A 26,283-nucleotide genomic window follows, 5' to 3' on the forward strand; every position below is an offset into this window, starting at 1 on the left:
CTAGTCTTTCATGTAGGGATCGAGCGCGTCGCGCAGCCCGTCACCGACAAAATTGAACGCCAGCACCGCGACCAGGATTGCCACCCCCGGTATGATCGCGACCAGCGGTGCCGAGAAGAGGTATTCCTTGCCCTTTGCCACTAGCAACCCCCAGCTCGCTTCGGGTGGCTGGACGCCCACGCCGAGGAAGCTGAGACTCGATTCCCACATGATCGCCTCGGGAATGCTGAGCGAAAACAGGACGATCAGCGTCGGGATGACATTGGGGAAGAGGTGGCGAACCATGATCGTCACTTTGCTCGTGCCGTTCGCGCGCGCCGCCTCGATGTATTCCTTCTCCTTGAGGGCGAGCGTTTGGGAGCGCACGACCATCGCCACACCGGCCCAGCCGACGAGGCTCAACGCGATGAAGATGTTGAAGAGGTTTGCGCCCAGCGTGTACATCACGACCATCGCCAAGAGCAGTGACGGGAAAGCGAGCATGGTATCGGCCAGGCGCATGATGAGGACATCGGTCTTGCCTCCGAAATATCCGCTGATGATGCCCATTACGGCCCCGATCACCAGAGAGATGAAGCTCGGCACGATGCCCACGACCAGCGAGATCCGGGCGCCATAGAGAATCCGCGTCAGAAGATCCCGGCCAAAATTGTCTGTCCCGAGCCAATAGGTGGTGGACGGCGGCAAGAACTGTTCGTCCAGCGCGACGCGATAGGGATCGTGGGGGCTGATAAGCGGAATAAAAATCGCAACGAAGACCAGAGCGCCGACCAAGATCAGCCCGATCACCGCCATGCGGTTTCTGCAGAAGACCCTGACCGTCTCACGAAAGAAGCTGTCGCTCTCGCTCGTATCGGCAAAGTCTTCCGTTGTTTCGGAAAATTGCGTCACTTCGATCCTCCCTTCATTTGGTATCGAATGCGGGGGTCGAGGACGGAGTAGAGAATATCGGCAATCAGATTCCCCATAATGACAAGGGTAGTCGCAAAGAGGACCGACCCTTGCAGAAGCGGCATATCGCGTGCCTGAATGGCGTTGACGGAGATGCGGCCGACGCCGGGAATGCCGAAGATCGCTTCGGTGATGACCGCACCGGACAGAAGCGTGGCAACCTGGATCGCCATGATAGCCACCACGGGAATGAGCGCGTTCTTGAGTGCATGCCGCTGAATTACCAGGATCTCGCGAAGTCCCTTGGCCCGGGCCGTTCGGATATAGTCAAGGCGCATCACTTCCAAGAGGCTGGATCGAGTCAAACGGGCGATCACGCCTGCGGAACTCCACCCCAGAACCATGGCGGGCATGATCACATATTCGAAGCCGTAGAACCCCGATACCGGCAGCCATTTCAGTTTCAAGGCGAAGATGTACTGCATCAGCAGGGCGGACCAGAAGATCGGCATCGACACGCCCAGAAGCGAGAAGCCCATGAAGAAATGGTCGAGCTTGGAACCCCGCCGAACCGCCGACAGAATCCCCACGGGGATGCCGATGACCCAGGAAACGATCGCCGCGCTGGCCGCGAGGAGAAGCGTATTCGGAAAGGCGTGGAGTATGAGCGTCGTTACGTCCCGGTTGAGCTTGATCGACACGCCGAGATCGCCCTGCAGCGCGGCGAAAAGGAACCTGAAATACCGCGTGAGCAGCGGATCATCGAGGTGCATCTGGGCACGCACGCGGTCGATCACTTCGGCGCTCGCATGTTCCTTCATCATCAGCGCGATGGGATCGCCGGGGATCACATTGAGCATGATGAAAAGCAACGCCGTGATGGCGATCAGAACGGGGATCGAAATCGCGATGCGCTTTATCACGAAGATCAGCATCGAAAGAAGTCTTTCATTGGGTCTCACTGAGGCGAGAGCTGCAAGGAGATACCTGCCAGAGAAGGCGCACTGGCGACAAGCGCGCACTGGAATGGGGCGGGCACCGATGAACAACGCCCGCCACCTCGAATGTCTTATTCGACTTCCATCTTATAGTAGCTCATGTCGCTCCAGCCGTTCCACGGCACCACGAAGTTCTTCACCCGCGGCTGGACGACGTAGGCGTGATCGAGGCTGAACATCGGCACCCAGGCCGCGTCTTCCTGCACGATCCGATCGGTCATCTTCTGATAGAGTGCGCAGCGTTCCTCGGGATTGGTCATCGACCGTGCCTTGTCGAGAGCCGCGAAGACTTCAGTATCGTTGTTGTTGTAACCACGAACCGCTGTCCCGCTCTTGCTGAAGAACGTGTAGAAGAAGTTATCCGGATCGTTGAAGTCAGCGGACCAGTTTTGCGTGTAGTTGTCGACCGTCCCGGCCTTGCGGCTCGCAAGATAGGCCGACTCGTCCATCGTGTTGATCTGGACGTTGAAGCCGGCTTCCTTAATCTGGGCCTGAATGATCTGGTTCATGTCAGACCATTTCGAAGACCAGCTGCTGACCTGCGCAAGCTTGATGTCCACGCCGTCGGGATAACCCGCTTCGGCCAGAAGTTGCTTGGCCTTGCCCGGATTGTATTCGATGGGCGTGGCGGCGGCGTAGCAGGTAAGGCCGCGCGGCATCACGCCGTTTTCAACCATGCCCTTGCCGTAGAAATTCTTCTGGAGAATTTCCTCGCGGTTGATGGCCATCTGGAATGCCTTGCGGACGCGCACGTCGTCAAAGGGCTTCAACGCCTGGTTGATGTGATAGTAGTACATGCCGACGCGCGGACCCGCCCGGACCTGGCCCTTCCACTGATCACTGCTGGTGAAATAGGGCAACTGCGTCGGAGCGTAGTCAACGTCGAAGACGTCCAGTTCGTCAGATTCAAAGAGAAGCCGCAAGGTCTCCGAATCTGCGACAACGCGGATGATGATCTGGTCGAGCTTGGGACGACCACGGTAGTACTGGTCGTTGGCTTCGAGAACCTGATTATCGTTCAGATTGTATTCCGTCAACTTGAACGGACCAGTGCCGTTGGTCGTTTCAGGCGTAAGACCGTACTGGTCGCCCAACGGTTCGGTGAACTTCCGATTGTAGATCGAGGCGGCCGGGGCGGCCATAAGAGCGGTGAAGGCCGCGTAGGGGTCGCGCAGAACGATCTTGACAGTGTATTTGTCTACCGCCTGCAATCCACGGACGGTGGTGGCCGTGCCGTCCAGACGCTCCCTGGCGCCATCGACGAAGTCGAGAATATCGGTGCTAAGGGCCTTGGTCTTGGGGTCGAGCATCCGGTCGAAGGTGTAGACGACGTCATCCGCCGTCAGTTCCTCGCCATTGTGGAAAAGGACTCCCTTGCGCAGATGGAACGTATAGGTCTTGCCATCCTCCGAAACTTCCCAGCTCTCGGCGAGGCCGGGCACCAGCTTCGATTGGCCAGGGCCGCTCGTTTCCGCTTCGATAAGCCGGTCGTAAACATTCAGCGGCAGGGTGTAGAAATCCTGCGTCATCTGCACGTCGACGGTCTTCGGATCCTCTTGGTAGGCGATCCGCAATACGTGATCTGCCGCCAGTGTGGGCGAGGCCAGGGCAAGCGTGACCAGCCCCGTCGCCATTAGAAATTTGACCTTATTAAGCATTTGTCCGTCCTTCTTCCTTTTTCTTGGTTCCCCATCCGGGTCGACGTGCACGACGAATGTCGCCGCGTGCCTCCCCGGCTGTTCCGTTTCCGGATCAGTTTCCAGTTCAGCTCGTGCCAATTGTCACCGGCGTCCTGAGCGCCCCGTCCGAGACCGGTTGAGCTGACCTGGTCGCTTCCTGCCCTTCCGGAGCAGGAAACTGCCACCTTCCCGCTTGCTCGAGCCTCAGCATCTCGCTGATATCCTGCCTACGCCGTATCGTCCGGAACCGGCTGCCCTCCACGAGTACCTCGGCCACGAGATCACGGGAGTTGTAGGTCGAGGCCATCGACGCGCCATAGGCGCCGGCGCAATCGAACGCCAGCAGATCGCCCGCGCGCATCTCGCCAAGTCTATCATACGTCCCGAATTGGTCGGAGCTTTCGCAGATCGGACCCACGAGGCTGTAGTGAGGGGCGGCCCGATCCGTGCGCGGCTCGTGAAGAGTTAAAACGGGATGCTGCGCGTCGTAAAGCGCCGGACGCATCAGGTCGTTCATCCCGACGTCCAGGATGGCCATGGGCCCGCTTTGCATTTCCTTGAGGTAAAGAACCTCCGTCACCAGTAATCCCGCCCGTCCGACCAGCCATCGACCGGGCTCCACAGTCAGTTGGCAGCCAAGGTGGCCGACTGTCTCGGCGATGATTGCAGCATATTCTGCGATGTCGGGACCCGGCGTGTCGTTCGAGGCGATGCCTATCCCGCCGCCAAGATCAAGACGCGGCACAACCAGTCCTCTCCCGCGCATGAACACCACCAGATCGGCCATTGCCGAAAAGGCACGTCGGAACGGCGACATGTCGTGAATTTGCGATCCGATGTGAACGGCGACGCCCAGCACCTCGAGTTCCGGCATCGCCGCTGCCTCGGCATAGAGGTCGGCTACATCGCCGATCGGGATTCCGAACTTGCTGTCCTTGGTTGCCGTCGTGATTTTTGCGTGTGTCTTTGCATCGACGTCGGGATTCACGCGAAGCGTGATCGGCGCGCGCTGGCCAAGTCCTCGAGCAACCTCGGCCACTGCGGTGATTTCAGCTGCCGACTCGACGTTGATCTGGTGGATGCCGACCTCAACTGCGCGGGCAATCTCGGCGCGCGTCTTTCCAACCCCGGAGAAGATGATCTTGGATGCCGGCACTCCCGCGGCGAGGGCGCGCTCAAGCTCTCCGCCGGAAACGATGTCCATGCCGCAACCAAGTTCGGCGAGCAAGCCAAGCACGGCGATGTTGCTGTTGGCCTTGACCGCGAAACAGATCGAAACGCCGATCGGGTTAACGGCAGACGCGAGATACTTGTACGCCGATCGGATGGCATCTGCGGAATAGCAGTAGAAAGGGGTCGGCACGGCCCTTGCCACGGCGCTTAGACAGACATCCTCGATATGCAGGCCGCCAGCCTGATAGACGAGCCAGTCCCGGTCTTTTCCCAGGCGATTCGGGGATTCCGTATGTTTTGTCATCAGCCCATCACGAATAATTGCATCAGCGGTTCCTAATGAGCAGATGATTCCAGACCTCACGATGCTTGGGAAATAATTGCTAAGGCCGTCTTATTCAGATTTGATATGCAAGTTGCTGGAACCTCGACCGGTCAACGACGGGAACGGTGGCATCTCCGAGGCGGGAAAGAGAAAGAACGGAACGATGCGGCTCAATCAGCGTCAGATGGAGATTTTTAACGCCATCATGATCAACAAGAGCATGACCGCGGCTGCGGCGGCCTTGGGGACGTCGCAACCAACGATAAGCCGCGAGTTGCGGGATATGGAACAGCGGATCGGATTCGAGCTGTTCTTGCGCTTCGGCAAGCGCCTGACACCGACGAACCAGGCGCTGCTGCTGCATGAAGTCGTGCGCCGCGCCTTCGTAGGCATGGAAGAAATCAGTCGGGCCGCGTCCGCGATCCGAACACACAATGCCGCGAACTGCCGGGTCGCGACCATCCCCGCCTATGCGGAGGCGATCCTGCCCCGTGTGGCGCAACGACTCCTGAAGCATCGCCCCGCGGTTCATTTGTCCCTTCATTCCCTCGAGGAATTGTCGCTGCAGCATGAGATGGCCACGACCGTGTTTGACCTGGGGGTGACTGAAGGCCGGTTCGAACATCAGGGGGTTATCTCGCAGCGCATCGAAGTTGGCGACCTGGTCTGCGTCTTGCCGATTGGTCATCCGCTTTCGTCCAAACCGGTTCTCGAGCCTGCCGATTTCGATAGTGTCCCGTTCGTCTATTTTTCGCAGGATGACCCGTATAGACGGAAACTGGACGACATCTTCTTTGCAGCGGGCATCTCGCGTAGCTACGCGGTTGAAACGACGACGGCGGCAAGCGTCTGTTCAATGGTTTCAGCCGGAGTGGGCGTGTCAATCATCAATCCGCTGACCGCCGCGAACCATTTGGGCAAGGGCGTGGTCCTGCGAAGGTTCAGCGTCGGCGTCCCCTACGCGCTCGCCGTCTGGCGTCCGGCCCGAAAAACGGGTTCGGCAGTCGCGGAAAAATTCACCGCAGTCCTAAAAGACGTTGCCAACGAGATGCGAGCAACCTTGCAGTCTGCGATGGACAAGGGCTAGGCAACCGCGTTCTCATCGAAACGATCTGAACCGCACGCGACAGCGCCGGAAGAGCCGCACCGATAGCGTGACGAAGCGAATGACCCGCTGGACCGTATAACGGAATGGTTGCGTAAAGCTCAGGCATGGCGCTTGGATTGCAAGTCTCGGTGCGATTAGGCCAAAAGCCCGCGAGACAGTAATGTCCGCGGGCTTTTGGCGTTCTGCAAGACAAACGCAACTAACCGCCAAGCTCGCCCAAAACGAAGACCAGGAAAACACGGACCTTCAAGGAGAAATGAATGCGAGGCGCGTAAACCGCATACACATGCGTCAACGGGAGTTGCTTGGATCATCGGGCATGAACATGCAAGGTTGGGGGTGGGGCGACCTGAAGAAATAGGCCTCATCTGCAAGTTGCGTCTGGCCTTGCTACAAAGGCCGCGGCGCTAGCCGGCGAAGAGCGGTTGTCGAAGCCTTTCAGCAGGTTTACTGTGAACTTGCAAATGCAACACCCCCGCCAGCTGGCGGGCCAGCGCAACACGCGCCCGTCTAGGCCCCGCACGTCTGGCGACCGCCAGTGCCCAACTCTTAAGATCCGAGCCTTTGACCGCCCGGGTCAAAATGACGTTGGCCGCCTCGGAGAGCGCGGTTCGCACGCCCACATCGCCGATCCTCGAGATGCGACCGCTTTAGTCTGTCTCACCCGATTGATACTTCATTATTATGCTGCCTGCAAAGGCGTCTCTCAATACATGCGACATGGAGGATAACGGAAATGGCACAGACGATGAAGGCGGCTGTCGTTCGACAGTTCCGCGCTCCGCTAACCATCGAGGAGATGGAGGTTCCGACTCCGCGACCGGGACAGATACTGGTGAAATATGAAGCCACCGGTGTGTGCCATACCGATTTGCACGCGGTAAACGGCGATTGGCCAGTGAAGCCGACACCCCCCTTCATTCCGGGACATGAGGGTGTCGGCTATGTCTCGGCCATCGGCGCGGGTGTGAAAAGGGTGAGGGAAGGCGACAGGGTGGGGGTGCCATGGCTTCACTCTGCTTGCGGCTATTGCCCTTATTGCCGGACTGGTTGGGAAACTCTTTGCGCCTCGCAATCGAACACCGGATACTCGGTCAACGGAACCTTCGCTGAATTCGGACTGGCGGATCCCGACTTCGTCGGCAACATTCCCGATGGGTTGGAGTTCGGGCCCGCTGCGCCCGTTCTCTGCGCTGGTGTCACTGTTTATAAAGGCCTCAAGGAAACGGAAGTCCGCCCTGGTGAATGGGTGGCCATCTCGGGTGTTGGCGGTCTGGGCCACATGGCCGTTCAGTACGCGAAGGCGATGGGCATGAAGGTTGTCGCCGCTGACATATTCGAAGAAAAGCTGGCCTTGGCCAAACAACTTGGTGCCGACATCACGATCAACGGCAAGGCAGACGATGCCATTGAACAGGTGCACAAGGCCACGAATGGCGGCGTTCATGGAGCGCTGGTGACGGCCGTTTCTCCCGCCGCGATGGAACAGGGTTTCGGGTTCATGCGGTCGAAGGGCACGATGGCCCTCGTCGGCCTCCCTCCTGGGCAAATTTCCCTGCCTGTGTTCGAAACAGTCCTGAAACGTATTACCGTGCGCGGATCGATCGTGGGTACCCGCCAGGACCTGGAGGAATCGCTTCAGTTCGCGGCGGAAGGCAAGGTAACGCCCCATTTTTCGTGGGAGCCCCTGGAGAGCATCAACGATATCTTTCATCGGATGGAAGCGGGCAAGATTGACGGTCGCATCGTCATGAGATTGTAGCAGCTTGCATTACGGCAGAACTCGTTACAGCGAAGTCTTTGAAATTGGAGGCTCGACGAAAAACCGTCAGGCAAACGCATACTGGCGCGCTTCGAATTACCTTTCTGGTTGGTCAGAAATATCTGCCGAACTACTTCTTTATTTCCCATATCTGACCACAAGGCGGCACTGGGAGTGGGCAAGCAACGACAAGGGACGCGACCCGGATGTTGTGCTTGTTTTGGCGATGTCCCCACTCTCGAGACGCTTGCCGCATTCCACCTCGGCACGACGCGTCCCTACGGGCCCTAACCGTCGTTCAACCAGACCTATGCTGTGCAGAAGACAGGTGGGTGCCTATCACTACCGCATCGACCAAAGTCCCGTCGTCCTGATGGTTGAAAAGCTATAGAACCGGACTGGTCTGGGAGATTATGCGTCGGTGCGAGCCACAGGTGGTAGGGCTTCGGCGCGCAGGCTTCGCTGGGGCTTGCTTTGACAATGCAAATGCAAGCGCTGATAATCACTCTCGTTGAATTTCCGATGGCATTCGCGGGGGTTTCAATGAACAGCCACCATGAAGACATGTTCAGAATGGTACGCCGAAACAAGCTCGTCGGCATTTGGGCGGCGAAGAGGCTCGGGCTTGTGGGCGAAAGTGCCAAAGCATATTCAGACGACCTCGCCAAACTCAGCAGAATTCGCTGTGAGTTCAATGCGGCTGGTGTAGTCCGTTCCGACGACCAGGTTCTGCACATCAAAAGCCAATGCCGGTTGGACGAAGGCAACAAGAAACATGCGATGCGGGCTGCTGCCAGCGACGTCGCACTGGCGCAGATCGGCCGCAATTTCTGGTCGAAATGACTTCCAATCAATTCTGGTGAAGACAGCAGACAGTAGATTTACGCATGCGCCGTCTAGCCGAGTGGCGGGTGCACCGGACCTTGTGCAGAAAGGAAATGGCCATGAGGAAGGGCTTATTGTCTATTCGCTATAACGAGCTTTCCAGAAGAGACCTCCTGGTGATGACAGGAATTGCCACGGTCGCAAGCAACATTCGTGTGGCCAGATCAGCAAACGGCGGAGGCCTCCTTGCGATCAAAGAGGTAAAGCAGGGCGAGGACGTCTTTGGATATCTCAACAGCGTTAAAGGCGGTTTTGATCAAGCAGCTTACCAGCAGGTGATAGGCGCGGCTAATGAGTTCAAGGAGGGAGATCAAGCAATTGGAGTGGGAGCCGCAGATGAGACAACACGTAGGAACGCCCGCGCCCTGTTGGCTAATACGACGATTAAGGACCTCTACGAGCGCCCATTGTTTGAGGACAATTTACAAAAATTGATCTGGGAGACCACGGACCAACCCCAATATGAAAAGGTGAAAGATTGGACAATGGGCCAACTGAAGGATTTCCTTCTGGCGGCACCAGAGAATGAAATAAAGGGCATCATGAATGGCCTAACCAGCGATACAATCGGCTTTGTACCGAAACTGATGAGCAATGAAGACCTCATCTCCCTCAGTCAGAAGATTTTCAATCCGATGCCGGGCACCAAAATGGGGGAAAAGGGATACATGGGCGCACGGATCCAGCCGAATTCTCCCACAGACCATCCCGATGATATCGTCTGGCAGGTCTTCGATGCCTTCTCCTATGCAACCGGCGACATTGTCATCGGCACCAATCCGGTGGACAGCACGGTAGGGAGCGTCGTCGCGGTTGAAAGCGCGCTTAAGGATATTGTCGACACTTTCAAGCTGGAGGAAGTGATCCCTTGGTGTGTGCTAGCGCACATTGATGTCCAGGCCGAAGTCGGCGAGCGTTTCCCAGGAACCGTTTCCACGATGTTCCAGAGCCTTGCTGGGACAGATGTCTGCAACAAGATCTTTGATATTACGAATGAGAAGATCCTGAATTATGCGCGTGCGAAGAAGGGGGAAAGATATGGCCTCTACTTCGAAACTGGGCAGGGCTCGGAGTTCACCAACGCGGCGGCAAACGGTGTCGACATGATGGTGCTCGAATCCCGAAAATACGGATTCAGCAGAGCGGTGGGGATGGAACTTGCGAAGGTGCAGCCCGAGGGCGCTTGGCTGCATGTCAACGATGTTGCCGGATTCATTGGGCCAGAGGTTTTCAAAAGCCGCGAACAATTAGTGAGATGTTGCCTCGAAGATTTGGTGATGGGCAAGCTCCATGGGCTATCCATCGGCTTGGATATCTGCACTACCCTGCATATGTCGGTCAGCCTTGACGATCTGGATTGGTGCCAGGATCAGATATTGCCGGCCAATCCCGCTTATCTGATTGCGCTGCCTACCAAAAACGACCCGATGTTGAGCTACCTCACCACGTCGTTCCAAGACCACGTGCGACTGAGGGAAAAGTTTGGCTTCAAGGTCAATGATGCAATATGGGATTTCTACAAGCGGTTAGGAATTGTTGGCGAGAACAACAGCTACACTGCGAACTATGGAGATCCTCTCTGGGTGTACTATCAGTACCGCCTCGCAAAGGGAGATGGTAGGTCCAAGGATGCGATCTACGCGGAAGGCCGACAGAAAATGCTGGAAGTTGAAGAGAGAGGTGTCGACCTCGCTTCGGGGCACGGTGCGAATATCTGGGATCTTAATCCAGAGCTCGCAGTCAAAGTGAAGGGGCTGTACGACGACGCCAAGCAGTCTCTCTGGGCCGAACTCACGTCGGAGTTTATCGCTGCAGTGCCTGATGTCGTACCCGTCCACACCTTATCGAAGGACCGAAATGACTTTATCGCCCACCCGAGCACGGGTGAATTGCTGAGCCCGGAAGCAATAGGAGATATCGCAAGAATAAAAGACTCTTGGGGAAACGATATGCCCAAAGGTCAGATCGTCATCTCTGACGGTCTCAATGCCAAGGCCATCATGGACGACGGACACCTTGTCCCTTATCTTGAGGAAGTACGTCGGCTGCTTGCCGGGGCCGATGTCACGATGAGCGACAAGAACATCGTGGTGACCAGTGGAAGAGTGCGAGCCGGCTACCGGATCGGCGAATTGCTTTTCGAAAATGCTGATCCCAACAGTTTCAGAGGAATCCTCCACATCATCGGTGAACGACCTGGAACCATGCATCACGCCTACTCGGTCTACATCACCGTCGCCAAAGGCAAGCAATGGTCCGAGAAGAAAATTGATCATGACATCACGAAACTCGTGAGCAACGTCTCAGATACGTCCCTGCCGCCAAAAGAAGCTGCAAAGGAAACCCTGACCATTATAAGGGAGATCGTCGGGAAAAATGTGAATGGTAGCCGTCGCTTTGGATAGCAACAGTTACGTGGACGAATGAATCCGCGCCGACTGGTTACGCGAGACCAAGGATTTCAGGGTCCAAGAATCGGCCTGCATGGGCGGCCGCTCTACAAATTGAACAAACTCACTCAAAGCACGCGAACTTTTTCTACTTTCGATTTCCCGGTCGTGCGATCCTGGTCTACGTCCTAGCTCACTTTTTGCCCTTCGCTTAGTGAACTGCCACCCTGCAAAGCGACACGTGTACGGACACGTCAGGGCCTGCATTTTCGGGTGTAATTAATGCTGCCAGTGGCCATAAACAAATGCTCGACAGTTTCACGGCTGAGCGAGAGGACGTCGCCTGCAATCTGTTTACTTTTGGCTTCGGCAGCAGTGGCTGACTGACGGTGTCGGCAACAGAGGGACGATCTTGCGGCGCTCCTTCATGTCGATCTGGGAGTAAATGTATTTCACGCGCTGTTCCTTTCATGAGGTAAGCCGCTGTTATCTCCCGTAAAAGTTCCATGTCTGAGCGCCGCGACCTTCCACAGCCGACAATATTGCCGTTTCCGCGCCATCACCTCCGGCCACCACCACCACGGCCACCCCCACCACGGCCACCACCACCGCCCCGGATGGCAGCCCCGCCACGGCCACCGCCACCGCTGAAGCTCCTACCTCCACCGCCGCCACTGAAACTCGGATTACCGCCGCGGCCACTTCCTTCAAACCGGTCGAAGCTTCCCGAGTACGACCGATTGTACATTTCGAACTGGTGAGACCGTTGATTTCCCATCTGACGTCCGGCGCGGTCAATGGCGAGATGGTCGGGCGCACGGTCTCGAGTCCGACCCGCGCTTGGTCGTTTCGCCGGTCTGTTGGCGGGCCGAGAACCGGCGTTCGGCCGCTGCTGAATCTTGTTAAGAGCGTCGGGATGTTTGGCGGCGAAATTTTCGCCGGGCTTCTTCAGGTTTTCGCTGGAAGGCTTCTCCACCGGCGTCCATGCGCCGTCGGTGTGCTTCTGCCACTGCCCGTCCTGGCGGCGATAAACGCTGCCGTCGCGGCCGGCGTAGAGGTCACCACCTTTTTCACCGGCGACGAAGCCACGGTTGCCCTCGGAGCTGCGCCAGCGCACCGCCCCGGAGTCCCCCGTGGAGCCACCGCTGACGCGGGCGTAGTTTGCGCCCTTCTTCACGCTCACCGATCCCCACGAGCCGTAGACATTCTCTCCGCCCCGGACGACCGCGGCGTTCCCGTTGCGCGGGTTGTAAGCCGCGACAAACCCGCGTTCGCCCGCTGGTCCGGCGACCGCGCCGCCGCGAACATAGGTTCCCGTTCGCGGATTGTAGGCCGCCCCGCCGACGATCCCGCGATAGGGACCATAGGCGTAGCCGTAGCGGCCGAATGCCCCGATAGCCGGATTGTAGAACACGTCGGCCCCGTAGGTTATCGGCGGGGGATAATAGGGCCAGTTGCCGTCCTCCCAGTCCGTATCCCAGTAGTCGTCATAATACCAGCCGGTGCCATAGACATAACTGTCCCAGGCCAAATAGCCCCCAAGATAGCCCATGGTATAACCGTACCAGACAGCCTCATTCTCGGTGTTGTAGATGTGCACATAGGTGGCGTTGTACACCGGTGAGGACGGCGGGATGGTGTAGACTTCGTCGGGAACCGCCTGCGCCACCACGAACGGGCCGGTCGCGGTATCGCCGACAAACCATATGCCGTCCTTGAGAACGAAATACTTGTCCTTGACCTTGATCACCAGTTCGTTGGTGTTGACCGCGTAGGACATCTCAGTGCCTTCAATCGGCACGAACTTTGGCTCGCCGCTGTAGGCGACATCGACCTTGACCGATCCGTCGAGCGCGACACGCGCCATCCTCGGAATGCTGGCCCTCAACCGGGCCTCGGCGTTCTCGGAGGTTCCCGGTACCGAGGAGCGAACCGTGTAATAGGGTACATCGTCCGGTATGTTCTGGAAGTCAGTCGGCAAGGTCGGCGTGGCGAAGGTCCAGGGGCCGTCAAGCGCGGAGGACGAGAACCAGCGGCCGGAGAGAAGCACATACCAGCGCGCATCGGCGTCGCGGTAGAAAACGTCATTCTCGCTGTTCGAGGCCCATTTCAGCCCCGTGCCCGGAACCGACACGAGTGCCGGCTCTCCTGAGAACTGGATGAGCTCGGCTGGCTTGTCGGAATAGACCACCTTCGGCGACTGTCCGCCTTCGAACGGTTGGGGCGGGATCCCCGCGTGTGCATCCTTCCAGTTCTCGTCGTCAGGCAACCTCGACAGAACCGGCGGCAGAGTGGTGGCGACCGTCCAGTTTTGGTCCAGATCCTTCGAGGTCAGCCAGGATTTTTCGTTGCGCAGATAGTATGTGTTGTCCGCGTCCGTCCTGAGAAGGTCCCAGTTGGTGTTGACCGCGAAACGCAGCCCTTCGACGCCCTTTATGGGCGAGAAAACGGGCTTGCCAATCGTCTGCACGAGGATTGCGGGCGTCTTGCTACTGAAAATCGGAGGCGGGTCGGCCTTCAGGCCTTGGACGTCATCGACGCGCTTGTAGTCGGCGAGGCTCGCCGCCAGCCGCTCCTCGCTGAGCGTCAGCGTGCCGGTGGGCATTAGTTTTCCCACCTCCAGCGATAGTTCGGCGAGGCGCGGGCGGTTGAGTGTCGAAAAATTGATCTCCGTGACGTTGACATCGCGGATGACAACGTCGTCGGTATCGTTATCGGAAACCGTCTGGCCGCTGACCCCGATGATGCCAAAAATCGGGGTGGTTTCCTTGGACGCACGGTATTCGGCGGCGATCAGCGCTGAAATCGTGGTAAAATTCTCCCAGTCGGTGATTTGTGGCTGATAGAGGGTCATCTCCCCGCCGGATTCCATGGTGTAGGTACGCGGCCAGCGCGGTTTGTCGGCCTCGACTTCGTCGAGGTATTTGCCGCTGACGAACCCCGTCTTGCTGTCATGGCGCACGGCGCACCAGGCACCGCTGGCGTCGCACTCGATTAGGTCTACCTGCGTGCCTTCCTTGATCGTTTCAAATGTTGCAAAGCCCGTCCCCGGGCCCTCTCGAAAATTGACATTCGCCGTTAAAACCGCGGGATCGGCCGCGACCGGTCCTGCAAAAAGCGCCACCGTCATCAACAGAAACACCGAACCGCGCATATCCGATTCCTCCTGTGGCTGCGCGTCAATGCGCCGGCCAACGATCCCGCACTATATACAGTAAATTCCCACACGAACGCCGCGACAAGTGCGTAACTGTTAACATCGGAACAGATCCTGCGGTACGTGCGTTTGGCCATAACATCCTTGAGGTGCGTGGATACCGCGACGGCTCCAAGGAGGGGAATTGTCCTCCGCCTAAGCTTAAGCCCACCGCGGGGATTGCCACGGCATCGGCCTCATGGTCCTCTCGGTCGTCTTCGGCGATGTTGCGGATCTCGAAATCGATTTCTCAAAGGTTTGGGACGATATCAAGCGCGGTGCGTAATCTGCCCGCCGCTAACCGAAAGGCTGCCTTGCGGGTCCGGAGGGCGGCGATGAAGACCGCTCCCAGATGCAGTGCATTCAACGCGTTGGGCGCAAGCGCCGAATGTTCCTCCTGCCGATGGCAGGCCTTGAGCGCAATGTTCGGTTTGCGCGAGCCGCGTGACATATGCGTCCGTCTCCTTGCGCCACTCGGACGGCGGCGCATTCCTCCGGTGCATGATCCGCGATTCAACCCATGGCGAAGTTCGAGCGGCAGACGGATTACAATTCTCGGTGTGATCAGGCCCCCGCAACCAAAATTTACAAGAAATATCAGTTGGCTCAGAGGTAACTCGGAGCCCTTTTGCGTTCAAAATGACCTAGCACACAGGTAGCACAAAACTGGCCCCTCATTTGTAAGCGCTAATTTGTCCGCACGTTGATGTGCCCTTTCGACGATTGATCGCCTTCGGCTGGTCATAGGGGCACATTACCTCGCTCACTTACTAATTGGGAGATCATGTCCGGGGATTTATGAGGCCATTACACCGTCGGGCTAATCGCGATCGTAAGGGAAGACAGCGGCGGAGCCGCCGCTCTACCTCGGAAACGAGGCTCTAGAGCCTCGTCGAGACACCCGAAGGGGTTGTCCGACGAACCGCTTGCCGGTTCGCAGCGCCCGCTTGGCTCGCCAGCGGCGAAAAAGCCGGGCCCGTTATGGCTTGGAATTATATCAGCGGTATACGCCAGTTCATTGCGGAACTGGCAACGTTCCCCAAGCGGGGAACCGTGAGGACTGGCCTTGTTCCTGGTCTTCGGATTATCGGTTACCGCCGGAGCGTGAGCATCGCCTTTGTAGTCGAAGAGGTGCACGTTTTGGTTTTTGGGTGTTTTCTATCGCGGGCAGGACATTACGGTTGAGGTCCTTGAGCGGCGACTGTGAGCGATATGGGAGACCAGCAGGGCCGGAGTAACGTGAGGCCCAGAAGGCACAGGCCACTGGGTTGAAAGCCGAAGCATCAGAGCATGGCTTGCTGCTGGAAACAGGACGACGCGTAATGCGCCCCGTTTGCAACACTGTCCTCTATGGCGACTGCATCTCCTTGATTCAGCGCCTTCCGGGCGGGGCGGTGGATTTCATCCTGACCGATCCTCCGTATCTTGTCCGCTACCGTGACCGTCGGGGCCGGACGATTGCCAACGTCGGGAACTTCCGGGCAGAAGTCCGCCTTGCCGTGCCAGGAAATTAACGACGGACATAATCCTTGAGGAAACGCAGCCAGGCCCGGATTTTCTGCGGCACCATCTGCATGGGCAGGTGCATCGCGTAAATCTGGTGATCGGGGAAGCGATAGGACGGCAGGGCGTCGGCCAACGTGCCCTTGGCGAGTTCTGGTGCGACGAACCAGTCAGGCAGAAGTGCAACGCCTGTGCCGGCAACTGCCAGCGCCTTGACAACCGATGCGTTGTTGGCACGTAGCCGGGACTGAGGAGGCACCTCGAACGCGCATTCGCACCCGTCTTCGTCGAACATTCTCCAGCTCTTCACATGGTCGACGGTGGCATTGATGATGTGCGGCAGCGCGCTCAGCATCTCGGGCGTACCAACGACAGTTCCATCAACGCGGGCGAGGATATCCGGCGACGCGACTGGCCTGAGCTGATACGTTCCCAGGTGCACACCAGCATATGGCGACGTCTGGAATTGCTCGTTGCGCCCCAGCCGGATGGCGACGTCAAAGCGGTCGCGCAGGAGGTCGACATTCGTCGGATAGGCTTCGAACTGAACGTCGAGGTCTGGATGCAGCGTGGTGAATTTCTGAAGTGCTGGAGCGATCACCGCAACGCCATATTCAACAGTCGATGTCAGGCGCAAGCTGCCGGTCAGCACCGTTTGCTCCGTGCGCGCTTCGGCAATCGCCTCATCGGCTTCCGTGAGAATGCGCAGGCAGCGTGCATAGAATCGTTCGCCGGCATCGGTAAGAGCAAGACTGCGCGTGGTGCGATAAAGGAGCGTGACGCCCAATTCGCTTTCGAGCTGCTTGACGTTGAAACTGACTGCGGCTCTGGCCTGATTGAGTTGCTTGGCAGCCGCTGTGAACGATCCTGTTTGCACGACGGCTCGGAAAACAGTCAGGCGATCAAGACTCACCGCCATCAGGCACTCCAATTGGTAAATCAAATCGACAAGTGTTGTCGAATTGTATCGTCTTATTCGATGATATGAAAGGGAATACCCTGCGGGCGTCATTCCTATCGAGGGTTTTACCGTTGTCCGCCCGCTCCCGAATTGCCACCCTCTATCTTCTCGGTTTCGCCGTCGATCTCGCAAGTATGTTCATCTTCAATACCGCCCTGCCGGCGTTGCAACGGGAGCTGAGCGCATCGGTGGTGCAACTCGCCTGGGTCGGCACGATCTACATGCTCGGCCTGACTGTCGCCATTCCGCTGGGGAGCTGGCTTGCGCGCCGGATCGGCGAACGCCGCGTGTTCATTGCCTCCCTGCTCATTTTGGCCGTCGGAAGCTTCGGCGGGGGTACGGCCACTGGGATTGCGACGCTTCTCGCCTGTCGGCTCGTTCAGGGTCTCGGCGGCGGACTGCTCGTGCCGGTCGGCCAGGGCATGGCCTATCGCGCCTATCCGCCGGAAGACCGCGCCCATCTGACGGCCGTGGTCATGACGGTTGCGCTGCTGGTGCCGGCGCTTTCACCCGCTGTCGGCGGGATCGCGGCCGATCATGTGTCCTGGCGCTGGGTGTTTATCGGCGTTGCGCCACTGGCAGCGGCGATAGCAGCATTGGCCCTTGCCTGGGCGCCGGTCGATCGGTTGGCGGAAACGAAGCCGGCGCTCGACATTCGAGGTTTCCTGCTAAGCGCCATCACCCTGTGTTGCCTTGCGCTTGGCCTGACGCTCATTAGCCAGACGGGAAGCGGCGTTCATGCCGCGATTGTCCTTGCCTTGGCGATTGTCGCGGGCGCTGCCTATGTCCGCCATGCGCTGCGTTCGCGCGAACCGCTGATTGATCTGCGTCTGCTCTCCGATCCGATGCTCAGGACTGGCAGCATCATCTACCTGTGTGTGCCTGGCGTTTTCACGGGCGTAAACCTGATCGCCTCCCTGTACTTGCAGGACCGCCTTGGTCTGACGGCCACGCAGACGGGAATGCTTATGCTCCCATGGGCAGCCGCATCCTTCGTTGCCATCATGTCCACGCGGCGGCTGTTTGCGTCCCGAGGCCCGCGTTCGCTCTTTCTCGTCGGCATGACTGTCACCTGCGCTGGCGTGCTGCTGTTGGCCACACCATTCGCCACAATGTTCACCGTCAGGATCGCGTCATTTGTTGCAATGGGCTTCGGAGCGAGCCTTTGCACGAGCACGGCCCAGACGGCAGCCTTTACGGCGGTTCGAACGGAACGGATGGCAGAGGCAAGTGCGCTGTGGAACATCAACCGTCAGCTCAGTTTCTCGCTCGGTGCGAGTGTGCTGGGAGGCTTGCTGGGGCTTTTCCTCGCGACGAGCGGCGGCGCGGACGACGCTCTGCCTTACCGCTACTGTTTTGTGATCGCTGCCGTTCTGATCATGTTTCCGCTGCCCTTCGTTCTGCGCCTGCGGCGAGCCGATTAGCGCGCGGAGCCCATTCTTTCACAATGTCCGACAAGGAGCCGAACATGACCGATACTGAAAGATTCTTCCGTGAGATTGTCGATGTGCACGTCACGATCGAACGCTGGTTCATCGGGGCGGCTCGGCCTGCCGATCTGGTGCAACTGCTCGAACGCTTCTCGCCTGAGTTTCGCATGATTTCCATGCAAGGGACCGCTCTCGGCAATGAGGGATTGGGTGAATTGTTCGGACGCCTGCACGGGAAACGCCCGGGCCTGCGGATCACGGTCGACGAGATGCAGATCAGTCATGAATGGTCGGGCGGAGCCTGCATCACCTATCGCGAGACGCACGCGGATGCCGGTGGGGTTCAAACCGCAAGACGCTCGACCGTCGTTTTGGAAACTTCAGCGGATGGCTCGCTTCGATGGCGGCATCTGCATGAAACGCCGATTGCGGCTTAGGCACTTCTACGATGCCCTTAGCGCACTATCCTCTCCGAAGGGTCGCCCTCTAGCCGCTTCCGGTGCAGTTTTCCGGTGCTTCTTAACGCCCTCGGAAGCTGTCGCGCCACGACCGCACCAGCGCAGCCCGCTCGGCCGCCGACAATAATCTTGTGAAAAATCCGATACTAGGGCACAATTTGTGAACGCATCTGAAGTGCGGCGCTACTCCAATCCGGCCGTCTCGCCGAGTGACAGTTCGCGCCCGAGGGGCGGCGTCGATGGATCAGGGGTTCTTTCTTCTGTTCGCTACGGTGGCCGTGGTCGCGGCCCTGATGGTCGTCGTGGCGCGGAATCCGGTTCACAGCGCATTGGCGTTGATGGCTTGTTTTCTGCAGATCTCCGCAATCTTCATCATGCTCGAGGCGCCGCTGCTCGCCGTCATCCAGATTTTCGTCTATGTCGGCGCGATCATGGTGCTGTTCCTATTCGTGATCATGATGATCGACGTGCGCGAAGCCGTCTTGCAGCGGTTCTTGCCCGGCGGTAGCCTTCCAACTCTCGTGCTGCTCGTCCTGCTCGGCATCGAGATGCTCGTGCTGGTGCTCCGGAGCGACCGCTTTTCCGTCGTCGAACCGGTCGCGACGCGCGATGGCGACGCGATCAGACAGCTCAGCACGACGCTTTTCTCCGACTATCTCCTGCCGTTTGAAGCCGCCTCCGTGATCCTGCTGGCGGCCCTGGTGGGCGCCATCGTGCTGGCGCGGAAGGAGTCGGGGTAATGGTTCCGCTCTGGTGGTATATTTTGCTCGGAGTGGCCCTGTTCGTGATCGGAGCAGCGGGCGTCTTGCTCAGACGCAATATTCTGGTTGTGCTGATGTCGCTGGAGCTGCTGCTCAATTCGGTCAACATCAACTTCATCGCTTTCGGCCGTCAGTACGGCGATTTCCGCGGGCAGATCTTCGCGATCTTCGTCATCGCAATCACTGCGGCGGAGGTCGCCGTCGCCCTGGGCATCTTAGTCGCCCTTGTGAGGAACAAATCCACCCTCAAGGTCGACGATGTGACCATGATGAAAGGATAGCGGCTTGGACCCGGAGACAACGATCCGGCCGCTGCTTGCCGTCGCCGTCCCGGCTCTGGCGGCCCTGGCCGTTGTCCTTCTCAACAACCGCGAGAAACTCCGCGACATCGTCTCGCCGTTGGCCGCGATCGCCCTGTTCGCGATTGTCGCATCGATGGCGCCCACAGTACTGGCGGGCGGGACCGTCGATTTGCGCCTTTTCGAGATACTACCGGGGATCGACTTCGCTTTCCGCGTCGATGCGCTCGGCATGGTCTTTGCCACAGTATCGTCACTTCTATGGATCGTGGCGGCGATCTATTCCATCGGCTACATGCGGCACCTGAAAGAGCATGCGCAGACCCGGTTCTTCGCCTGTTTCGCCACCAGCCTGGCAGCGGCCGTCGGGGGCGCCTTCGCCGCCAATCTGTTTACGCTGGTGATCTTCTACGAGGTACTCAGCCTCGTTACCTATCCGCTCGTCTACCACCACGAGGACGAAGAGGGATGGAAGGGCAGCCGTAAGTATCTCGTCTATCTGATGGGCGCGTCGAAAAGCGTGCTGCTTGCCGCGCTGGCGCTGACCTATCACATTGCGGGGTCGCTGGACTTTGTGGCGGGGGGACTGCTGGCAGGGGCCGATGCATCGGCGGCGCTGCTGACGGTCGTCTATTTCTGCTATCTTTTCGGCTTTGCCAAGGCCGCCGTGATGCCGGTGCACGCATGGCTGCCTGCCGCGATGGTGGCGCCGACACCAGTCAGCGCGCTCTTGCATGCGGTGGCGGTGGTCAAGATGGGCGTATTCTGCGTGCTGCGCGTGGTGTTCCACGTCTTTGGTGTCGGGCTGGTCGGCGAACTGGGCCTCGGCACAGCCACGGCCTATCTGGTCTCGTTCACCATCCTGATGGCGTCGGTCTACGCCCTGACCCGGGACGATCTGAAGGCCAGGCTCGCCTATTCGACGGTGAGCCAACTGTCCTATATCGTGCTGGGCGTGGTTCTGTTGTCGCCGGTCGCAATGGTCGGCGGGATTATCCACATTGCCGCGCATGCCTTCTCGAAAATCACACTCTTTTTCTGCGCCGGGTCGATCTATTGCGCGTCTGGCAAAAGGAACATCAGCGACATGGCCGGTATCGGCCGTAGGCTGCCCTGGACGATGGGGGCATTCTTTGTCGGCTCGCTCAGCATGATCGGGGTGCCGCCGACCGCGGGCTTCGTCAGCAAGTGGTATCTGGCGTTGGGCTCTGTGGAGGCGGGGGAGATTGCATTCCTGATCGTGCTGTTGGTGAGTTCGGTCCTGAACGCCGCCTACTTCCTGCCCGTCAGTTATGTCGCCTTTTTCGGGACGGAGGTGCAGGAGAGCCCGGCGACGGTCCGTGAAATTCCGATGATGACGATCCCGCTAGTCGCAACCGCCATCCTTTCGGTGCTGATGGGCATCTTTCCCGGCTATTTTCTCGCTCTGGCGGACGGAGTGGTCAAATGATCAAGCGCGTCGTCAACTTCTTTGGTGACGAAGAATATGCCAGGCAGCGCCGCCGATTGTTCTATCTGGTGCTTGCCCTGATCGTCGTCGCCGACTTTCTGGTTTCTCGCGAACACGCCGAATACCTGTGGGACCGCCTGCCTGGTTGGTCTGCCGTTTACGGCTTCGGCTCCTGCATGGTTTTGATTTTCGTTTCTAAGTTCCTCGGCCACCAGTGTGGGCTCATGCGGCGCGAGGATTACTATGATTGACTTTATCCATCCGAGCCTGATCTTCATTCTCGGCGCGCTGCCGATCCCGTTGCTCAATGGGTCGATCCGCAAGGCCTATCTGCTGCTGGTTCCGGCGCTGGCGATCCTCGCCGTGCTTGCAATGCAGCCAGGCAGCTATGGCGAGATGCAATTCATCGGGCAGGAAGTCCTGATCGCGAAGGTCGACAAGCTGAGCATCGTCTTTGCCACCGTTTTCACCATCATGGCGCTGATTGGAACCGTCTACGCGCTGCACCTGCCTCACGCCGGCCAGCATGTCGCAGCGTTCGTCTACGTCGGCAGCGCGCTCGGAGTGGTGTTCGCCGGCGACTACCTGACCCTATACCTGTTCTGGGAGGCCATGGCATTTGCCTCTGCCTATCTGGTCTTCGCCCAGGGCAGCCGGCAGGCGATCGCCGCCGGTTTTCGCTATCTCATGGTCCACATCACCGGCGGGGTTGCCCTGCTCGGCGGCATCATTCTCCACGGGCTCGCCACCGGCTCGCTGCTTTTTGGTCCGATCGAGGGTGGGATGGGCGTCGGCGCCTACCTGATACTTGCCGGGTTCCTGCTCAACGCGGCGGTGCCGCCGCTCAACGCCTGGCTGACCGACGCCTATCCGGAGGCGACCGTCACCGGGGCGGTGTTCATGAGCGCTTTCACCACCAAGACCGCCGTCTACGTGCTGGCGCGGGCGTTTCCGGGCACCGAGCTTCTGGTCTGGCTCGGCACCGCGATGGCGCTCTACGGCGTCATCTACGCAGTGCTGGAGAACGACTGCCGGCGACTGTTGGCCTATCACATCGTCAGTCAGGTGGGCTACATGGTGGCGGGCATCGGCATCGGCACAGAGATGGCCGTGAACGGGGCAACCGGCCATGCCTTCGCGCATATCCTCTACAAGGCGCTTTTGTTCATGGGGGCCGGGGCGGTCATCTACGTCACCGGCCGTCGCAAGCTCACCGAGCTTGGTGGGCTCTACAAAACCATGCCGATGACCGTGGCGCTCTATATGGTCGGTGCCTTGGCGATTTCGGCATTTCCATTCTTCTCCGGCTTCGTCACCAAGTCGATGGTAGTGGCCGCCGCCGGGCAGGACCATCGGGCGCTGGTGGTGCTGGCGCTGACGATGGCGTCGTCGGGGACATTCCTGCACACCGGACTAAAACTCCCGTACTATATGTTCTTCGGCACGGATCAGAAGCTGGAGGCGCGCGAACCGCCCGGCAACATGCTGGTCGCGATGGGCATGGCGGCGGTGCTGTGCATCGCGATCGGGGTGTTCCCCCAGGCGCTGTATGCGCTGCTGCCCTATCCGGTCGACTTCGAACCCTACACCGGCGTCCATGTCACCGAGAGCCTCGGCGTGCTGATGTTTACAGCGTTGGGGTTCGTGTTGTTCCTCAAGGCGCTCGATCCCGAGAATACGATCAGCCTCGACACTGACTGGTTCTACCGCAAGGGCGCACGGGTCTTCATGTGGATCGCCGAGAAACCGCTGGCGCGCTACGAGAAGGCGGTGAGCGACGTGTCCGAGACCGCGGCGCTGCCCTTCCTGCATGGGGCAGCACGGGCGGGACTGCGGATCGATCTCACCGGCGTGGACGCCATCGTGAACGGCGTTGCCCGCTCGATCCTGCGCGGCGGCGCGGCGCTGCGTCGGCTCCAGACCGGCGTCGTGACCCACTACGTGCTGGCGATGATTGTCGGTGTGATCGCAGCCGTTGCCCTCTTCGCCGTGGCGTGGCGGTAGGAGGCGCGATGGGATTCCCGCTACTCAGTCTCATCGTATTCACGCCCGTCGCCGGGGCAGCGGTTCTTATGTTTCTGCGCCGTGACGATGCGGTGCGGTGGACAGCACTCGGTGTCACCATCCTCGACCTCGCTCTCTGCTTGGCCATGTTGGCCAGCTTTGACACTACTACCCATGAGATGCAGTTCATCGAGAGGCACCCTTGGGTGCCCGCGCTTGGGATCACATATGCGCTCGGCATCGACGGAATAAGCGCGCTCTTCGTGTTCCTGACTGCGCTGTTGGGCTGGATCTGCGTGCTTGCCTCCTGGGCCGCGATCGACCGCAAGGTGAAGGAGTTCATGGTCAGCCTGCTGGCCATGCAGGCGTTGATGCTGGGCGTGTTCTGCGCGCTCGACCTGTTCTTGTTCTACGTCTTCTGGGAGGCGATGCTGATCCCGATGTACCTGATCATCGGCGTCTGGGGCGGCGAAGGCCGGGTCTATGCAGCGTTCAAGTTCTTCCTCTACACGCTGGCGGGAAGCCTCCTATTCCTGATCGGTGTCATCGTGCTCTATTTCCACGGCGGCAAGACCTTCGACATCCTCGCCCTGACAGCGCAGGATTTGCCGTTCCAGGTCCAGTCCTGGCTGTTTTTCGCCTTCCTGATCGCCTTCGCGGTCAAGGTCCCCATGGTTCCGGTCCATACCTGGCTGCCGGATGCCCATGTGCAGGCGCCGACGGCGGGCAGTATCATCCTGGCGGGCGTACTCCTGAAAATGGGTGCGTACGGATTCCTGCGGTTCTCGCTGCCGATGCTGCCTGAAGCGTCAGTGCACTATTCGACGCTGATGATGGCACTTTCGGCGCTTGCGATCGTCTATGGCGGGTTGCTTGCGTTGGCGCAGGACGACCTGAAGAAGCTGGTGGCCTATTCGAGCATCAGCCACATGGGCTTCGTGACGTTAGGGATTTTTGCGCTGAACCTGCGCGGACTTGAGGGCGGCATCCTGCAAATGTTCAATCATGGCGTAACGACGGGAGCGTTGTTCCTGCTCGTCGGTCTGATCTACGAGCGGACACACACGCGCAGCATGGCGGAGTATGGCGGGTTGATGAAGGCGGCGCCGGTCTACACCGCGTTTCTTGCGTTGTTCGTCCTGTCGGCGATGGCGCTGCCGGGAACGAATTCGTTCGTGGGGGAGTTGCTCGTGCTGTCGGGCGGGTTTGCGGCCGACTTGGCCGTCGGCGCGACCGCTGTTTTGGGCGCATTGCTGGGCGCGGCCTATCTGCTTGGCATGTACAGGAAAGTCGCGCTTGGCCCGGCCAGCGTCGGCGCCCGGTTCAGCATACGCGATGTGAATGCCCGCGAGATGGTCGCAATCCTGCCCCTGGCCGCCTTCGTGCTTTGGGTCGGGCTCTATCCGAAACCCTTTCTCAACATTATCGATGCCTCCGCGAAGCATCTGCTGATGCAGGTGCACAGTAAGGGGAGCGGCCAATGACCGCCGCCGCGCTCTTCCAGTCGGTGCTGGCGAGCCTGCCCGAGATCGTGGTGATCACGGGGGCCTGCATCCTGCTGATCCTGGGACAGTTTCTGCGGAAGGGAAGGGAACCTTTCCTCATCTGGGCTTCCGTGGCGGTCGTGCTGATTGCCGCCTCTGTGACACTCATGCTCGCCGGCGCGGCGCAGCCGGCCTATGCCGGCATGTTCATCGCTGACCGCTTCGCGGTCTTCTTCAAATTCGTGTTCTACCTCGCCACCGTTCTGACATTCCTGCTTTCGCGGCGATATGCCGAGACCGAAGGGATCGGCAGCAGCGAATACTATGTCCTGCTGCTTCTTGCGCTTTCAGGAATGATGATCATGGCCTCGGCGACCGACCTCCTGTCGGTCTATGTCGGCGTCGAACTGATGGCGATCTGCACCTATGTGCTGACCGGCTTCCTGCGGCGAGAGCAGCGGTCGAACGAAGCGGCGCTGAAATACGTGATCCTTGGCTCGGTCTCGACCGGGATTTTCCTGTACGGCGTTTCACTGGTCTATGGGCTCACCGGCACCACACAATTGGACGCGATGGCTGCGGCGGTGACCGGCGATCCGCTCGACCCCGGCTTGCTGCTGGCTGTGGTCTTCATCGTCTCGGGGCTGGTCTTCAAGGTCGGCGCGGTGCCTTTTCACATGTGGATCCCGGACGTCTATGAAGGCGCACCGACGACGATCACGGCCTTCATGTCGGTAGGCCCCAAGGCGGCGGGGTTCGCGGTGATCCTGCGGGTGTTCCTCAATCCGCTGGTCGCGACCTCGGACGTTTGGATTATCCTCGCGGTCCTTGCTGTGGTGACGATGGCGCTCGGCAGTTTCGTGGCGCTGGTGCAGGATAATTTCAAGCGACTGCTGGCCTATTCGAGCATCGCCCATGCCGGGTTCGCCATTTTCGGCGTGGTGGCTGGCGGCGCCGACGGGATCGCCAGCGTGATGCTCTACCTGTTGATCTACTCTTTCATGAATCTCGGCATTTTCGCCACCGTCATCATGATGCGGAACGGCGATTTCTCGGGCGAGATCATCGAAGACTACGCGGGTTTCGCCAAGTCACGCCCCGGATTGGCGCTTCTGATGCTGCTCTATCTGTTCTCGCTGGCCGGTATTCCGCCGACGGCTGGGTTCTTCGCCAAGTTCTACGTCCTGGTCGCGCTCGTTGAGCGCGGTTTCGTCATGCTGGCGGTGATCGCAGTGCTGCTGAGCGCCGTCGCCGCCTACTTTTACATCCGCATCGTCATGGTGATCTACATGCGGGAGCCGGAACGGGCGTTCGAGCCGGCACTGACGCCCTTGGTCCGCGTCACGCTCGCCTTCACCGCCGTCGGCACCATCGGCATCGGCCTATTCCCGGCGTGGTTTCTGAGGCTTGCCCAGCATTCGGTTTTGGGGGGCTAATTGATTGGATTTGCAATGATCCGCCCGGGGGAATAAACTGGAAGTTCAAGAAAGGATAGCCCAAGTCCCTTCCCTGGGCGACGCATTACC

At 59.2% G+C, this 26,283-nt stretch carries 19 protein-coding genes and 2 pseudogenes; 14 read left to right on the plus strand and 7 right to left on the minus strand.

Annotated elements, in window-relative coordinates; genetic code table 11:
* The 4 genes from ASD52_RS20860 to lysA form a co-directional block, all read right to left on the minus strand.
* The gene (locus ASD52_RS20860) at window positions 1-891 is read right to left on the minus strand and encodes an ABC transporter permease (RefSeq protein WP_025431468.1); all 891 of its coding nucleotides are present in this window, start codon (window positions 889-891) and stop codon (window positions 1-3) included.
* Entirely contained in the window at window positions 888-1,826 is a 939-nt protein-coding gene (locus ASD52_RS20865; RefSeq protein ID WP_057221302.1) for an ABC transporter permease, read from the minus strand. Before ASD52_RS20865 ends, ASD52_RS20860 begins: the two co-directional genes overlap by 4 nt.
* 134 nt (window positions 1,827-1,960) lie before the next feature.
* A complete protein-coding gene (locus tag ASD52_RS20870) occupies window positions 1,961-3,547 on the minus strand; it encodes an ABC transporter substrate-binding protein (RefSeq protein WP_057225440.1) in 1,587 nt (528 codons plus the stop codon).
* A 106-nt stretch (window positions 3,548-3,653) separates the two neighbouring features.
* Window positions 3,654-5,105 carry a diaminopimelate decarboxylase gene (lysA, locus tag ASD52_RS20875; protein ID WP_244497500.1) on the minus strand — a complete coding sequence of 484 codons (1,452 nt, stop codon included), beginning with the start codon at window positions 5,103-5,105 and terminating at the stop codon, window positions 3,654-3,656.
* A 124-nt stretch (window positions 5,106-5,229) separates the two neighbouring features.
* Between lysA and ASD52_RS20880 the strand changes: the two genes are divergently transcribed.
* Window positions 5,230-6,153 (plus strand): LysR family transcriptional regulator, encoded by a 924-nt coding sequence (locus ASD52_RS20880; RefSeq protein WP_057221304.1) that lies wholly within the window; start codon window positions 5,230-5,232, stop codon window positions 6,151-6,153.
* 428 nt (window positions 6,154-6,581) lie between these two features.
* Here the strand turns inward: ASD52_RS20880 and ASD52_RS40225 are convergent.
* A pseudogene (locus ASD52_RS40225) lies at window positions 6,582-6,851 on the minus strand (transposase); the annotation flags it as partial.
* Window positions 6,852-6,910: 59 nt separating this feature from the next.
* Between ASD52_RS40225 and adhP the strand changes: the two are divergent.
* From adhP to ASD52_RS20900, 4 genes and pseudogenes are all read left to right on the plus strand, one after another.
* Window positions 6,911-7,936 (plus strand): alcohol dehydrogenase AdhP, encoded by a 1,026-nt coding sequence (gene adhP / locus ASD52_RS20890; protein WP_057225444.1) that lies wholly within the window; start codon window positions 6,911-6,913, stop codon window positions 7,934-7,936.
* 261 nt (window positions 7,937-8,197) lie between these two features.
* Window positions 8,198-8,451 (plus strand): annotated as a pseudogene (locus ASD52_RS40230) (glucoamylase family protein); the annotation flags it as partial.
* 28 nt (window positions 8,452-8,479) lie between these two features.
* The gene (locus ASD52_RS20895; RefSeq protein ID WP_063991859.1) at window positions 8,480-8,779 is read left to right on the plus strand and encodes an ATPase inhibitor subunit zeta; all 300 of its coding nucleotides are present in this window, start codon (window positions 8,480-8,482) and stop codon (window positions 8,777-8,779) included.
* Window positions 8,780-8,880: 101 nt separating this feature from the next.
* Window positions 8,881-11,226 carry an ethanolamine ammonia-lyase gene (locus tag ASD52_RS20900; protein ID WP_057225459.1) on the plus strand — a complete coding sequence of 782 codons (2,346 nt, stop codon included), beginning with the start codon at window positions 8,881-8,883 and terminating at the stop codon, window positions 11,224-11,226.
* Window positions 11,227-11,770: 544 nt separating this feature from the next.
* Here ASD52_RS20900 and ASD52_RS20905 read toward each other — a convergent pair.
* Window positions 11,771-14,365, minus strand: coding sequence for an SH3 domain-containing protein (locus ASD52_RS20905; RefSeq protein WP_082571856.1), 2,595 nt, complete (start codon window positions 14,363-14,365; stop codon window positions 11,771-11,773).
* Window positions 14,366-15,917: 1,552 nt separating this feature from the next.
* Window positions 15,918-16,922, minus strand: a complete 1,005-nt coding sequence (locus ASD52_RS20915; RefSeq protein WP_200954067.1) for a LysR family transcriptional regulator — start codon at window positions 16,920-16,922, stop codon at window positions 15,918-15,920.
* Between the two features lie 20 nt (window positions 16,923-16,942).
* Between ASD52_RS20915 and ASD52_RS20920 the strand changes: the two genes are divergently transcribed.
* The 9 genes from ASD52_RS20920 to ASD52_RS20960 all read left to right on the plus strand — a co-directional run bounded on the left by ASD52_RS20920 (window position 16,943) and on the right by ASD52_RS20960 (window position 26,193).
* Window positions 16,943-18,295, plus strand: coding sequence for an MFS transporter (locus ASD52_RS20920; protein ID WP_057221308.1), 1,353 nt, complete (start codon window positions 16,943-16,945; stop codon window positions 18,293-18,295).
* Between the two features lie 44 nt (window positions 18,296-18,339).
* The gene (locus ASD52_RS20925; protein WP_057221347.1) at window positions 18,340-18,738 is read left to right on the plus strand and encodes a hypothetical protein; all 399 of its coding nucleotides are present in this window, start codon (window positions 18,340-18,342) and stop codon (window positions 18,736-18,738) included.
* Window positions 18,739-18,998: 260 nt separating this feature from the next.
* On the plus strand, window positions 18,999-19,499 hold the full coding sequence (locus ASD52_RS20930; protein WP_025431456.1) for an NADH-quinone oxidoreductase subunit J: 501 nt from the start codon (window positions 18,999-19,001) through the stop codon (window positions 19,497-19,499).
* On the plus strand, window positions 19,499-19,801 hold the full coding sequence (nuoK, locus tag ASD52_RS20935) for an NADH-quinone oxidoreductase subunit NuoK (protein ID WP_025431455.1): 303 nt from the start codon (window positions 19,499-19,501) through the stop codon (window positions 19,799-19,801). Before ASD52_RS20930 ends, nuoK begins: the two co-directional genes overlap by 1 nt.
* Window positions 19,802-19,805: 4 nt before the next feature.
* The gene (locus ASD52_RS20940) at window positions 19,806-21,269 is read left to right on the plus strand and encodes a monovalent cation/H+ antiporter subunit D family protein (RefSeq protein ID WP_025431454.1); all 1,464 of its coding nucleotides are present in this window, start codon (window positions 19,806-19,808) and stop codon (window positions 21,267-21,269) included.
* Window positions 21,266-21,520, plus strand: a complete 255-nt coding sequence (locus ASD52_RS20945; RefSeq protein ID WP_057217318.1) for a hypothetical protein — start codon at window positions 21,266-21,268, stop codon at window positions 21,518-21,520. The genes ASD52_RS20940 and ASD52_RS20945 overlap by 4 nt, the downstream gene beginning before the upstream one ends.
* Complete coding sequence (locus ASD52_RS20950) at window positions 21,513-23,273, plus strand: Na(+)/H(+) antiporter subunit D (protein WP_057225446.1); 1,761 nt, start codon at window positions 21,513-21,515, stop codon at window positions 23,271-23,273. Before ASD52_RS20945 ends, ASD52_RS20950 begins: the two co-directional genes overlap by 8 nt.
* 8 nt (window positions 23,274-23,281) lie before the next feature.
* Window positions 23,282-24,757 carry an NADH-quinone oxidoreductase subunit M gene (locus ASD52_RS20955; RefSeq protein WP_057225448.1) on the plus strand — a complete coding sequence of 492 codons (1,476 nt, stop codon included), beginning with the start codon at window positions 23,282-23,284 and terminating at the stop codon, window positions 24,755-24,757.
* Complete coding sequence (locus tag ASD52_RS20960) at window positions 24,754-26,193, plus strand: NADH-quinone oxidoreductase subunit N (protein WP_057221311.1); 1,440 nt, start codon at window positions 24,754-24,756, stop codon at window positions 26,191-26,193. The genes ASD52_RS20955 and ASD52_RS20960 overlap by 4 nt, the downstream gene beginning before the upstream one ends.
* Window positions 26,194-26,283: the final 90 nt, after the last annotated feature.

Origin of the sequence: Ensifer sp. Root142, assembly GCF_001426785.1 — a bacterium.
GTDB classification, from domain to species: domain Bacteria; phylum Pseudomonadota; class Alphaproteobacteria; order Rhizobiales; family Rhizobiaceae; genus Ensifer; species Ensifer canadensis.